Here is a 12456-nt window from a genome sequence, read left to right as displayed (position 1 = left end):
GCTTAGTTCCCGAAATAGGCCGCGAGAATTTGCGAACGATCAAACTCGTCAGCACGGCCAGCCAGGCTGACCTTCCCCTCGAGGAAACAATAAATGCGATCAGCGGCCGACAGAGCGGCGTTCAGATCCTGCTCAACAATGACGATTGTGGTCCCGCGCTTCTTGATCTCACTGATCGCTGCGTAGACGTCTTTGACAGCTGCGGGGGAAAGCCCGAGACTGATTTCGTCGCAGAGCAACACGCGAGGGTTGGTGATCAGTGCGCGGCCGATGGCAACCATCTGCTGCTGGCCACCGGAAAGGGTCGGCGCGAGCTGATCAGCGCGCTCCGCCAGCAACGGGAACAGTTCGCAAATGGTCTCGTAGCTCCAGCCACGTTCTCCACTCTTTCCGTTCTCGCCCATGCGGAGATTGTCCGAAACGGAGAGCGTTGGGAAAAGGCGACGCCCTTCTGGAACCAGCGCAATTCCTTGCTTGACCATGTCATAGGCTGGCTTGCCCGAAACAGACTGGCCATCCAACATGATCTGGCCCTTTGCCGGGATCAGACCAGAAAGTGCCTTTAGAAATGACGATTTTCCTGCGCCGTTTGCGCCGATGATGGCAACCGTTTCACCTTCATTGATGTGAAAATCGACGCCGAATACGGCCTGGAAGTCGCCATAGAAAACTTCCAGGTTCTTTGTCTCTAGTACTGCAGTCATGCTGCTGCCTCATCATCAATACCGAGGTACGAGCGGCGGACGACCGGATCGGACATCACGGCGTCGGGCTTTCCGTCAGCAATTTTGCGGCCAAACTCGAGAACGATCAGGCGATCTACAACCGAAAGCAGCGCATGTACGACGTGTTCGATCCAGATGATCGTGACGCCGGTTTGATGGAGCTGCTGAATGAACGCCACCAGCTCGTGACATTCTGCTTCAGTCAGACCGCCCGCTATTTCGTCGAGCAGAATAAGATCAGGTTCTGTAGCCAGAGCCCGCGCCAACTCAAGGCGCTTGCGGTTGAGCAGGGTCAATTTACCGGCCAAAGTATTGGCATGGGCGGCAAGACCAGTCTGTTCCAGTATAGAAGCACACAGAGCTTCCGAACTCAGCGCACGCGACGCACGACCGTACTCCGCGGCAACCAAAAGATTTTCGAAAACAGTCAGAGTTTCAAATGGGCGGGGAATTTGGAACGAGCGCCCTACCCCGGCTACACAACGATCGGGGACTGACACCTTGGTCACGTCCTTATCGCCGATAGTGATGGTGCCCGCATCAGCGGTCACCACCCCGGTTATCAAGTTGAACAAGCTCGACTTGCCAGCACCATTGGCGCCGATAATGCCGAGAGCTTCACCACGTGCAACATTGAGGTCGATATTGTCGGCCACAACGACTGCACCAAAGCGCTTAGTAACGCCGGCAAGTCGTAAGATCATTCTATTTACTCGATAATTTCCATTACGCCTGCTGCCGGAATTTCCGGATGCGCGGAGTTTTCAACGATGACGAGATCATATGCGCCATCCTTCAGACGCCACTGACCACCGACCAGCGGGGTCTTGGAGACGTTCTTGGCAACAGCTGGCGGCAGACCTTCAGCGCCGAAGTCGACCTTACCAACGACGGTATCGAGTTCGGTTTCAGCGACAGCTGCAGCAAGGGCGTCTGGATCAAATGGATCTTCAGCACGCTTGATCGCATCAACACCGACTTCAAACAGAGCGTGAATGAAGCCTGTTGGCTGGGTCCAAGGACGACCGGTTTCACCGACATAACCATCTGCCAGCTCCTTGGAGCTTTCACCGGTTAGCGACGACGAGAATGGATGGTTTGGCGACCACCAAACTTCGGTCGACAGATTGTGACCAAGATCGCCAAGTGCATCGACTGCAACCGGGAACAGGGTTGCCTTTGCGGTGGTAACGACCTTTGGCTTGTAGCCCTGCTGATTTGCTTGCGTCCAGAACGTGGTAAAATCTGGCGGAATGACAACGCCGGTTACGATCTCTGCGTTGGCTGCCTTAAAGGCACCGATCTGCGCGGTAAAATCATCAGACAGGTTCTGGAAACGACCTGGGTCGGTGATTGGGTAACCTGCAGCGGCCATAGCTGGCGGCAGGCCGTTAACCGCATCACCCCAAGCATTGCCGTCTGCGTCGTTCGGGAACAGACCGCCAACACTCTTGTTGGTGTCGACCTGATTCCACATCGCCTGGAATGTGGTGATGATGTCTTCGAGACCCCAGAAGAAGTGGTAGGTGTAATCGAAGGATTCCCACGCAGCCGGATCACCCGGGTTCGCCTGGCGTTCAATGAACCACGGCTGCCACGGTGCAATTGTGGAAATGCACGGAATGCCTTCAATTTCGCACTGGGCGGATACGGGGTTGGCTGTTTCTGGGGTCGAGGCAACAACGATGAGCTGAACTTCGTCATCCACGATCAGTTCGCGTGCAACTTCCGACGCACGGTTCGGGCTCGACTGGCTGTCACGAACGATAATCTCAACGTTCACCTTGCCAGATGCGGTTTCAATGCCGCCTGCAAGGAGCTCGTTAACCTGGGCGATAACGTATTCGTCTGCCTCGGCGAAGGCAGCAAGCGGACCAGTCTGTGGCGTTACATAGCCGATCTTGACGGTCTGCTCTTGCGCAAACACCCCCGGAGCCATCGCTGCAACTGCGACAATCGACGTGGCTCCCAAGAAAAAGCGGCGGCGAATGAACGCCGTATGCACGAGTTTGGACATTGAAGTTCCTCCAGGATGACCTCACAGCAAGCCTTATTCCCGAGCATGCTCAGGCTGTTATTTTCGGTGCTGTCGAGGGGAATGCTAAACGCGTCTCAACTGTCCATCCTGCCAGTAGAGACGCAGATTTTTGCACGAAACGCGCAGACTAGTTCCGTTTCGAACGGCGATATGCTGCTGGTGTCGTGTCCAGATGACGGCGGAACAGTCGAGTCAGGTGCTCTTGATGCGAAAAGCCACATTCGTAGGCAATTTCAGCAATCGACATGGTCGACTTTTCCAGCAAGGTTCTTGCACGATCGATGCGTAACTTGATCAAAAACTGATGAGGAGGCATCCCCAATTCGGACCGGAACATTCGCGCGATATGGCTAGGGCTACGGTTGGTCGCTTCCGCAACGTCACTCAGATTGATCGTTGAGTCCATGTTGTTCGACATATAGTCGATCGCCTCTGAGAGAGCAGGCGTTACTCGAGAAACATTCAAAATGCCGTTACTTGGCTTAAGCTTAGCATTTGAGTGATTGCGGATCAGTTGCGCGGCGATAGCACGCGACAGGTAGTCGGCGAACATGCCGGACGCTGTACTGTCGTCTTCGAGCGCAAATGCAGTTGCCTCAATCAACGAGCGCAAGGTTGGGTTCTGAATGACATCAGAATTGATAATCACCTTGCTGGGGTCGTTCTCAGCGATGTCCACAGCAACTTCTTCGATAACGGCACGACGGACATAGACGTGTGCGGTTTCGACACTCTCTTTCAAATTGATGCCAAACTCTTCACCCGACGAAATCAAATGAATGGATCCCGCAGGAACCGTTCGCGCACCAATCTTCCGGTCTAGGATATTCTCGATCTCGACCGGACCATTGCGATGTAGAACCAACAGCTGATCGCGCGCTGGGCCAAAAACGCCTTCAAAAGGGCGCTCGCACTGCACGGACGCGAAGACTGAAGTCCAGTCTTTCCCATTGCTGGTGGAACGAAAGTTCACACCAGGAAGGGATAACATCCCATGCGTTTCCTCAATGCCGAAAGGCCTAGTCAAATACATATTAGTCTCTCCCACTTCTGAAGGTCGGACTTTTCGTCTTCTTCCCCTTCAGGGCCTTGAGCCAAGGCACTCTCGGCGCCGCACCTTAATCGAGACCCGATCAGCATTTTCCAGCCCACCACTCGATCCCTTTTTGAACGCTCAACCGAGCGCTCTAACGCACTGGACGAAGTGGCTATGGACTGCTTTAAATGCTGGCTGACGCATGTCGACGAGACCGCGTACTGCTACGCTGCCCCTCCTCCAAGGTTACATCAGCGACAGATCGTTAGGCGCCTTAGGTGGCGGAACCGATGATGTAATTAATGCATTCGCCAGAGGCTGCCGCAAGATGATCTGAGCGATATGCGAGTTTTGTTGACATAACGCACAAGATGCGACGTTGACGAGTGCGGATCAGGGCATCAATTGGTCAAGAAACTGCACAAAACAACTATTTTTCTACCGCTCGAAATAATCACGAAATCGTTGCAAACGGGCACGCATCAAAAGCGGTTATGCACAAAGCTATCATGACTAACGCCCTCATATTTCAGGGCGTGTTCGGTTAGTGTCGCTGTGCAAAACAGAACAAAATCATGAAAAACAGGGCGCGACCGGTACGCGACTTTAGTCGCATACCAGCGTCACCCTGTAAAAACCTGTGATGGACGGTTCGGGCTGAGTCGCGCTTTAGGTCATAACGACACGTGCAACGGACGTCACCAGAGCCGATTTCATAACCGCTTCCACAGCTCTGGTGCGGCGTCACCTGGCAAGCGACCAAAGCAACGTTGGTAATACTCGCCATACGTTGCGCGCTCCACCTCATCACAGCGGTTGAGGAATGAGGTGTGAAATGCGAAGTCCAGATCGCCAAATACGCGCAGGTTCTGCGCCCAAGAAATGACCGTTCGTGGCGACATCACGACGGATACATCGCCCTGCACAAAACCGCTGCGCGTGAGGTTTGCCATGCGCACCATCTGCAACAAGACCGAGCGGTGCGGTTCGTCTGCCATCCAATTTTGCTTACTTAGTACGACGTTAAGCTCAGCTTCTTCCGAGAGGTGGTCGAGACGGGCCACAACGTTCCAGCGGTCAAGCTGGGCTTGGTTAAGCTGCTGGGTGCCGTGATAGAGCCCTGTCACATCCCCCAGACCAACCGTATTGGCCGTGGCGAACAGACGGAAGAAAGGGTTGGGCGGAATGACCTTGTTCTGATCCATAATGGTCAGCTTGCCGTCAGCTTCCAAAATGCGCTGGATCACGAACATGACGTCCGGACGGCCAGCATCATACTCATCGAGGATCAGTACAACCGGCCGCTGATAGCACCAAGGCAACAGCCCTTCGCGGTAATCTGTGACCTGCTTACCGTCCCGGAGAACGATGGCATCTTTCCCTATCAAGTCGATCCGCGACACGTGACTGTCGAGGTTGAGGCGAACACAGGGCCAATTAAGACGTGCAGCGACCTGTTCAATATGGCTCGATTTACCCGTGCCATGACGCCCCTGCAGCAGAACACGCAAATTGTCCCGGAAACCAGCCAGGATGGCCATCGTCGTCGACGGATCGAACTGATAGCCCGGATCAACGGTCGGCACGTGCTCGTTACCTGTCGAAAAGGCAGGAACCGTCCCATCGACATCAATCCCAAACGTATGCCGAATGGACACTTCTGTGTCTGGCTTTGCCAAAGTGAAATTGTCTTCGCTCATGAACTCGCCTGCAACTTAGAGATGACGATATTGCCATCTTCGATATGAACCGGAACCGGGTCGAGCCAGCAATTCTGAGCGGCACCTGCTACACCAAATCCGTCTTCAATCCGGAATTCTGCGAAATGCATGGTGCAGCGAATTCGGCTGCCATCTTCGTTTAAAAAATGGCCTGCACGGTGGTTCAGCGGCGATGAATAGTGCGGACAAATGTTGAGATAGCCGTAGACGTGCTCGTCCCGCCGAACAACAAACATGGAGAACACGGTCGTTCCGCGGCCAAAGACATATTCCTTTGCCTTGCCGTTCCCGACGTCTTCGAGCGGGCCTAAAACCGTTCCGGGCATGGGCGCACGCGGCCGTGTGCGCCATAGGTTTGGATCGGGCTGCGAAAGTGCGTCAGCCATTGCGGGCCTCTGGCTGGCCTAAACCCCAATTAAACTGCTCAAGAGTGTACGAGGCGAAGATGCCTGCCTTCATATATTCGTCTTGGGCCAAGAAGGCTTCGACGACAGCTTTGGTCTCCGCTTCAATGACCAGCATCGAGCCATGCATCTGTCCATCGGCGTTCAACAGCGGCCCACCGACATGCACCGTCAATGGGTGGTCGTGATTGCGTAAGAAAGCCCTATGAGTGTCGCGAAGCGCCAAGCGTGTGTCGAGGACACCCGGTTTATCAAAGGCGTGAAAGCAAAAATATGCCATTGTCAGACCTTACGGCTCCCGACCTTCATAGGCAGCCTGAAGCATCTCACGGATACCTTCACGCGTTACCGGACGAGGATTGAAGTACGGGTTTTCCATCGCAATATCAGCGACCTTTTCGAGGTCCGCCTCGCTCACGCCCATTTCCTTAAGCGAGCGCTTGCTAGCGCAAACCTTCATGAGGGCATAAAGGCCTCTAGGACCATCATGGGCCTTCAGAGCGCGCGCAATGGCGGCCATAGCTTCAGGCGCAGCTTCACGATTGTAGGCAGCGGTATAGGGAAGCATCAACGCGTGCACATCTGCATGGTTGAGGTTCAGAGTGCCGCCCAGCGTGTGGCAGATCTTGTGGTGAATAGCCATACCCACCGAACCAAGGCAGATGCCAGCAAACCAAGCGCCGTAAAGCGCATCACCGTGCGCCTCCAGATTGCTCGGATCGTCCATAAGCTTCGGTAAAGCGACGCCCAAAGCCCGAATGGATTCTTCGGCCATCATGGAGATAATCGGGTTGCGATCACGGGCATAAAGCCCTTCCATCGAGTGGGCGATTGCGTTCAGGCCTGACGGTCCCGAAATGAACTTCGGCATCGTGACCGTCAGCTCGGGATCATAAATCACCGTTTCGGGCAGGACTTTCGGGCTAGACAGCGTCGTTTTTCGACCCATTTCGGTCTGCCCCAAAATAGGCGTCATCTCCGAGCCGGCAAACGTGGTCGGCACGATCAACTGCGGCAGGTCTGTGCGATAGGCGATGGCTTTAGATAGGCCTGTCGTCGAGCCGCCGCCAATCGCCAAGCAACCATCTGCGCGCACCGAACTGACCGCCTGCAAGGCCGACTCTGTCACTTCAGTTGGGGTGTGCATGACGGCGCCGGGATACATAATCCCAGCGCGGCCACCGATGGTTTTGGCGATCTCAGCGGCAAGCTGAGATTGATCGGGGGTGGACAGCACGATGGCGCGCTTGATGCCCAGACGTTCGAGTTCTTCGCCGACGCGCGCCCGCGCCCCGGCCCCGAAAATGACACGCGAAGGATTGGCGTTATATACAAAGTCCATAGTGCTCTCCTGTGGTGCGATCAACGCTCGTAGTGGGGAGGCATTTTCGAGTCATAATTGACCCAAACCGATTTTGGCTGCGTGTATTCGCGCATGACTTCAAAGCCCATTTCGCGACCATAGCCACTTTCGCCAACCCCTCCGAATGGCGAGCCTGGGTGAACGATCTTGTAGCAATTCACCCAAACCATGCCGGCGTGAATGTCTTGGGCGAGCTTATGAGCACGGGTGAGGTTCAGCGTCCAAAGACCGGAACCCAAACCGTATTGAACGCCATTAGCGATCGCCAATGCTTCTTCGTCGTCTTCAAAAGTGGTGACCGTCACAAACGGACCAAACACTTCCTCTTGGCTCACGCGATCGGTGGGCTTCGCGCGCACGATTGTGGGCTCAACGAAGTAGCCATTTGCGAGGTCTTCACGATCAGGCCGCTTGCCGCCGGTGATTATTTCACCACCCTCGTCCTTGGCAACCTGGCAGAACTGCAGCACGCGTTCCTGGTGCATCTTGGACGTCAGCGGGCCCATTTCGGTCTGCGGATCCAGCGGATCGCCAAGGCGAATGGATTTCGCCAGCTTGGTGAAACCGTCGAGGAACTCGTCGGCTACCGATTTGTGCAGGATGAGGCGCGAGCCCGCGATGCAGGCCTGGCCCTGGTTATGGAAAATTGCGAAGGCAGAACCGCCAATGGCAGCCCGAACATTGGCATCACCAAAGACTATATTTGGGCCCTTGCCGCCCAGCTCGAGCTGAACCTTCTTGAGGTTACCAGCCGAAGACTGGACGATACGGCGGCCGGTAGCGGTTGAACCGGTGAAAGCGATCTTGCCAACATGAGGATGCTCAGCCAGACGCTGACCAGCGGTGTGGCCATAGCCGGGAACAACGTTGACGACACCTGCTGGGAAGCCAACATCGCGCATCAGTTCGGCGATACGCAACGTGCTCAGCGGCGTCAGTTCACTTGGTTTAATAACAATGGCATTACCAGCGGCCAGAGCGGGTGCCATCTTCCAGCTGGTGAACATGAGCGGGAAGTTCCATGGCACGATCTGACCAACCACACCGATTGCTTCGCGCTGAACGTAATTAAGGAAGCCCGGATAGACTGGCGGGACGAAACCTTCCAGCTTGTCAGCCATGCCGCCGAAATAGCGGAAGCAGCGCGATGTGCGCGGCACATCCAGCTTGCGCGCATCGCGCACAGGATGGCCGGTATCAAGCGCTTCAAGTTGGATTAGCTCTTCCGCATTGGCCTCAATCGCGTCGGCCAACTTGAGCAGGAGGTGCCCGCGTTCAGCGGCATCGGCACGGCCCCAGGCCTTTTGAGCTTGTTTGGCGGCTGCGACGGCAACATCAACGTCTTCCGCACGTGCCTCTGCGATTTCGCAAATGACTTCGCCGGAGAACGGGTTGAAAACAGGGATCGTGCCTTTGGCGATGCCGTCGACGAATTCACCGTTAATGAAGAGCTTGGTTTGCACTGGTCGCACCGATGTTTCTGAGCGTGTTGGAAAAACGGCCGCCCCAGTACTGAGGCGGCCGCAGGGCGGAAGTGGGAGCAACCACCCGTTCGTTAGAACTCAACAGCCACATCAGGGGCCATGCCCTGACGGATGAGCTCAGGAATCTTGGGCGAACCGTTTTCCCACACCAAGAGCATCGAGCGCTTGGCCGAGAAGCCCTGGTGACGAATGTCAGCTGGCATACAGCAGCAATCGCCTGGCTTCATGTTGATCACCGCGCGTGGACGACCGGTTGCGCCGTCCTTTACGTTCCAAGTGATGTCGTCGGTCAACTGAATGAACCATTCGCAACGGTCGTTACCGTGCTCAACGGGAAGGATGTATTCTTCCGAAGTTGGGCAGAACAAGCTGTCCTTTACCACCGAACAAACAGATGGGTTCCAGGTCACGTCAGAGCGCGACAGATAACCAAACAGATTGTAAGCCGAAACTTCGTGCTCGAAGCCAGGTGCAGCGTGAACTTCTGGCTGATCCTGCGGTACGTCAGCAAACATGCGATTGACTGGGTAGCCATTGCCGTCGGTACGAACCGGAGTATCACCCGGTAGGCCAACCATACGGCGTGCAGTCACGCGCTCGCGGCTAACAGCTTCGTCGTTGTCACCGTTCTTGATACCCCATGGAACACCGGTTTCCATTGGCGCCGCAAACGGATCGTACCCCTCATTGGTCCAGTCCGAGACCATCTGCTTGAAGATGTCCATAAGCTTGTCGGCCTTAAAACGCTCGACAAAATCACGACCAGCTGAGGTGTAGGCCTCGTTGGTGGAGCCCAGGAACATATCGACTTCACCATAATAATTGGTGGTGCCGAAGACCTGGTCAAAGTTTACAGTGCCATAGAAGAAGCCCCAAGCCACGTCACGCATCAGCGCGCGCAGGAAGGCGTCTGCTGGCATCGTGTGCACGCCATTCGGAGTGTTCACGTAGCAGAAGTACTCGTCACGATGGAATTTGAACGAGCCAGCCTGGAAAGATTTATAACCAGTAACGTTGTCAGCCGGATTGACGGCATAACCACCAGTGATGGGAAGACCGCGCGGATTGCTGATCTCGCCTTCGCTGCTATCAAAGCCTTCTTTCATAGCCATTTTAGGATCTCCTCTTCCGGCCTTACTTCTGGCAGAACTGCGCCCACTTATGCTGGGTCACGGCGCCGTCGATGGTCTGAATGATGATGGTGCAGGTTTCAGCTGCTGAGAATTTATAGGCGCAGCCAACGGGCAGCATGGCCATGTGACCACGGCTCAGCACCACATAACCCATCGCTTCACCGATAGGCTGGCCCTGCACAATCACAGCACCTTCGCTCTCAGGATCGACAACAGCATCCGGATCAGTGAGCTTGATGAAATCGACACGAACCTTGCCGTCCATAGCAATGACGAACTCATCATGCGCGGCAGAGTACCAAGGAGATTCACCTTCAGCCTTGGCAGATTCAATGACGTATTCAAAATTCTTTGCGACAGCTACACGCTCATAAGGCGCTGATTTCGCAGCAACTTCAAACATGTTCGAAAATACGTAGCGCTTCGGATCATCATCAATGGCGGTGATCCCGCCTTTTTTGTACGAGTGGATCGAGCCGAACTCTGTGGTGTACTGTGCCACGCCACACTCTCCTCTGTTTGTATCAGGTGTTAACCTTCCATCTACGAGTTGTATTTCGAGTACACCTTTTGAGCCTGCACAAAGCTGCCAAGCTTCTGCGCATTCCGAGCCAAATGCCGCCCTTTCACGCTGACAAAACTGTTACAATTGAAGCGGTTGGAGGAAGCTATGACAGACGGCGAAATCAGATCAACGATCCTGAAGCGCGACGACAGGGGCGCAGTGCGAAACGGCGCCGAATGGCTCGCCTTATGGTCGGACCCATCCTCCATGATGAGCCGCGCTGAAAAATCCGACGCCAAGGCGCACGACCGGCATCGTCTCGATTTGGCGCAACAATTGGCCGCCTCGGCGCGCTCGCTTTCAGGACGTGACGATCTCGACATTCAAGTCGTTGGCGACGACGGCGTGTATACAGGTCTGAAGGCAAGCTTGGGTGAGCTGACCGACGAAAACATGCCCGCGCTTCGCGGCCGCGTCGATTCAGTAGCGCTATTTATAGCGCACCATGACGCCCAAATTCATGCCGCCCTCGCTCCTCCCGATCCAAACGAGCGTCGTTTGTTCGACCTACTGGAGCTCGTACGTTGCGAGTCCTTTGGCGCAGAGCGTCTGCCAGGTGTTGCTGAGAACATTGTTGCCAACCACATTGATCGCCTCTCTCGTCTCGACATCATGGGCGCCCACTTAGCAGCTTTGATTCCGCTCGAAGAGGCGATCCGGATGGTGGTTGGCGACGTCCTGAATGGCCGCACCGAAGCGTCAATTCCCACCTCTGGCTTCTGGATGTGGCACCGTTGGATGCACCAGCGTTTGCACGCCCAACTCGCCAAGTTGCGCGAGACGATGGGCGATCAGCAGGACTACGCCTTTGCAGCCAAGTGGTTCTTACAGACGCTTTACGAGGCTCTGCAGGGGCGCGGCGACGGCCCAACCCGCCGCGAGATCAGTAACCGCACTGGTGGCGGCGATGAGGAGGAAGAGCTCGAACACGGCGGCACCCAGACCGATGAAGACAACAGCTTTGAGCCTGGCCCGGAGGCTTTAGTTTCCGACGAGAAGCTGGATGCGTTACCGAACATCGATTTCATCCCGCCGCCCCGATCTCCTGCATACAGGCCCTATACAGACTCTCACGATCGCATCGCCCGCGCAGACGAACTCGTGCCGCAACAAATTATGCGGCAAGCGCAAGATGCGCTGGAACAAAAGCGCTCCGCCAATAAGCGGGCTATGGCCCGTCTTGTTACCCAATTGCAGCGCCGGCTCATGGCTAAACAAACGCGGTCTTGGGCGTTTGACCTCGAAGATGGGCTCATCGACGCCTCTCGCCTTGACCGCGTCATTGTCAATCCGGGCTTCGCTGACGCCTACAAGCAGGAAGAAGAGTCTCAGTTCCGGGATACTTGCGTTACACTCCTCATCGACAACTCCGGCTCTATGCGCGGCAAGACCATTGAACTCGCCTGCATGGCGTCTGACCTGATCTGCTCGGCGCTGGAGAATTGCTCCGTGTCGACGGAAGTTTTGGGTTTCACCACTCAAGGATGGAAGGGCGGTGCCGCAGCCCAAGATTGGATGCGTGCTGGTCGCCCGGCCAATCCTGGCCGCCTAAACGATCTCCTCCACATCATCTACAAAAGCGCTGACGAACCGTATCGCCGGGCAAAGCTCAACCTGTGCGCAATGATGTCCAACGACCTGCTCAAAGAGAACATCGACGGCGAAGCACTGCTTTGGGCGGCGCGTCGTCTCGTTGGCCGACCAGAGCAACGCCGGATTTTGCTTGTCATTTCCGATGGCGCTCCTGTTGATCAAGCGACCATCGAGGCAAACGAAGACAAATCCATCCTCGACCGTCATCTCAAAGAAGTGGTTGCCGAGATCGAACGTACGGGTCAGATCGAGCTTGCGGCCCTAGGCATTCGTCACGAGGTCGACCAATACTATCGCCATGCCAAGCGCATCGATGCCATCGACGATTTAGGACCCGCGCTCATCGGAATGCTCGACCAGATGCTCAGACGATAAAGGGGCCATTCGGCCCCTT

General features: G+C 55.5%; 12 protein-coding genes. 1 reads left to right on the top strand and 11 read right to left on the bottom strand.

What is annotated here, in order from left to right:
- Positions 1-2: 2 nt before the first annotated feature.
- The 11 genes from H4N61_RS05175 to H4N61_RS05125 all read right to left on the bottom strand — a co-directional run bounded on the left by H4N61_RS05175 (position 3) and on the right by H4N61_RS05125 (position 10406).
- Entirely contained in the window at positions 3-704 is a 702-nt protein-coding gene (locus tag H4N61_RS05175; protein WP_182395266.1) for an ABC transporter ATP-binding protein, read from the bottom strand.
- Complete coding sequence (locus H4N61_RS05170) at positions 701-1429, bottom strand: ABC transporter ATP-binding protein (RefSeq protein ID WP_182395264.1); 729 nt, start codon at positions 1427-1429, stop codon at positions 701-703. The genes H4N61_RS05175 and H4N61_RS05170 overlap by 4 nt, the downstream gene beginning before the upstream one ends.
- A gap of 5 nt (positions 1430-1434) precedes the next feature.
- On the bottom strand, positions 1435-2742 hold the full coding sequence (locus H4N61_RS05165; protein ID WP_182395263.1) for an ABC transporter substrate-binding protein: 1308 nt from the start codon (positions 2740-2742) through the stop codon (positions 1435-1437).
- 148 nt (positions 2743-2890) lie between these two features.
- Positions 2891-3796 carry an AraC family transcriptional regulator gene (locus tag H4N61_RS05160; RefSeq protein ID WP_182395261.1) on the bottom strand — a complete coding sequence of 302 codons (906 nt, stop codon included), beginning with the start codon at positions 3794-3796 and terminating at the stop codon, positions 2891-2893.
- A 716-nt stretch (positions 3797-4512) separates the two neighbouring features.
- Positions 4513-5499 carry an AAA family ATPase gene (locus H4N61_RS05155; protein ID WP_182395259.1) on the bottom strand — a complete coding sequence of 329 codons (987 nt, stop codon included), beginning with the start codon at positions 5497-5499 and terminating at the stop codon, positions 4513-4515.
- Positions 5496-5906: a Rieske 2Fe-2S domain-containing protein gene (locus H4N61_RS05150; protein WP_182395257.1), complete on the bottom strand. Its 411-nt coding sequence runs from the start codon at positions 5904-5906 to the stop codon at positions 5496-5498. Before H4N61_RS05150 ends, H4N61_RS05155 begins: the two co-directional genes overlap by 4 nt.
- Entirely contained in the window at positions 5899-6204 is a 306-nt protein-coding gene (locus tag H4N61_RS05145) for a YciI family protein (RefSeq protein ID WP_182395255.1), read from the bottom strand. Before H4N61_RS05145 ends, H4N61_RS05150 begins: the two co-directional genes overlap by 8 nt.
- 9 nt (positions 6205-6213) lie before the next feature.
- A complete protein-coding gene (locus H4N61_RS05140; RefSeq protein WP_182395253.1) occupies positions 6214-7266 on the bottom strand; it encodes a maleylacetate reductase in 1053 nt (350 codons plus the stop codon).
- 20 nt (positions 7267-7286) lie between these two features.
- The gene (locus H4N61_RS05135; RefSeq protein WP_182395251.1) at positions 7287-8750 is read right to left on the bottom strand and encodes an aldehyde dehydrogenase family protein; all 1464 of its coding nucleotides are present in this window, start codon (positions 8748-8750) and stop codon (positions 7287-7289) included.
- 92 nt (positions 8751-8842) lie between these two features.
- A complete protein-coding gene (locus H4N61_RS05130; RefSeq protein WP_199368542.1) occupies positions 8843-9883 on the bottom strand; it encodes a hypothetical protein in 1041 nt (346 codons plus the stop codon).
- Positions 9884-9905: 22 nt separating this feature from the next.
- A complete protein-coding gene (locus H4N61_RS05125) occupies positions 9906-10406 on the bottom strand; it encodes a hydroxyquinol 1,2-dioxygenase (protein WP_182395250.1) in 501 nt (166 codons plus the stop codon).
- Positions 10407-10574: 168 nt separating this feature from the next.
- Here H4N61_RS05125 and H4N61_RS05120 point away from each other — a divergent pair, with 168 nt between their 5' ends.
- Positions 10575-12437 (top strand): hypothetical protein, encoded by a 1863-nt coding sequence (locus tag H4N61_RS05120; protein WP_182395248.1) that lies wholly within the window; start codon positions 10575-10577, stop codon positions 12435-12437.
- The last annotated feature ends 19 nt before the right edge of the window (positions 12438-12456 follow it).

This window comes from Devosia sp. MC521 (assembly GCF_014127105.1).
GTDB lineage: Bacteria > Pseudomonadota > Alphaproteobacteria > Rhizobiales > Devosiaceae > Devosia.
This window is presented reverse-complemented; position numbering and strand designations above follow the sequence as displayed.

What these genes read in the sequence shown, in the direction of transcription:
- H4N61_RS05145 (WP_182395255.1), bottom strand. Translation starts at nt 6,204, where the DNA reads ATGGCATATTTTTGCTTTCACGCCTTTGATAAACCGGGTGTCCTCGAC.
- H4N61_RS05140 (WP_182395253.1), bottom strand. Translation starts at nt 7,266, where the DNA reads ATGGACTTTGTATATAACGCCAATCCTTCGCGTGTCATTTTCGGGGCC.
- H4N61_RS05155 (WP_182395259.1), bottom strand. Translation starts at nt 5,499, where the DNA reads ATGAGCGAAGACAATTTCACTTTGGCAAAGCCAGACACAGAAGTGTCC.
- H4N61_RS05175 (WP_182395266.1), bottom strand. Translation starts at nt 704, where the DNA reads ATGACTGCAGTACTAGAGACAAAGAACCTGGAAGTTTTCTATGGCGAC.
- H4N61_RS05160 (WP_182395261.1), bottom strand. Translation starts at nt 3,796, where the DNA reads ATGTATTTGACTAGGCCTTTCGGCATTGAGGAAACGCATGGGATGTTA.
- H4N61_RS05170 (WP_182395264.1), bottom strand. Translation starts at nt 1,429, where the DNA reads ATGATCTTACGACTTGCCGGCGTTACTAAGCGCTTTGGTGCAGTCGTT.
- H4N61_RS05130 (WP_199368542.1), bottom strand. Translation starts at nt 9,883, where the DNA reads ATGGCTATGAAAGAAGGCTTTGATAGCAGCGAAGGCGAGATCAGCAAT.
- H4N61_RS05120 (WP_182395248.1), top strand. Translation starts at nt 10,575, where the DNA reads ATGACAGACGGCGAAATCAGATCAACGATCCTGAAGCGCGACGACAGG.
- H4N61_RS05150 (WP_182395257.1), bottom strand. Translation starts at nt 5,906, where the DNA reads ATGGCTGACGCACTTTCGCAGCCCGATCCAAACCTATGGCGCACACGG.
- H4N61_RS05165 (WP_182395263.1), bottom strand. Translation starts at nt 2,742, where the DNA reads ATGTCCAAACTCGTGCATACGGCGTTCATTCGCCGCCGCTTTTTCTTG.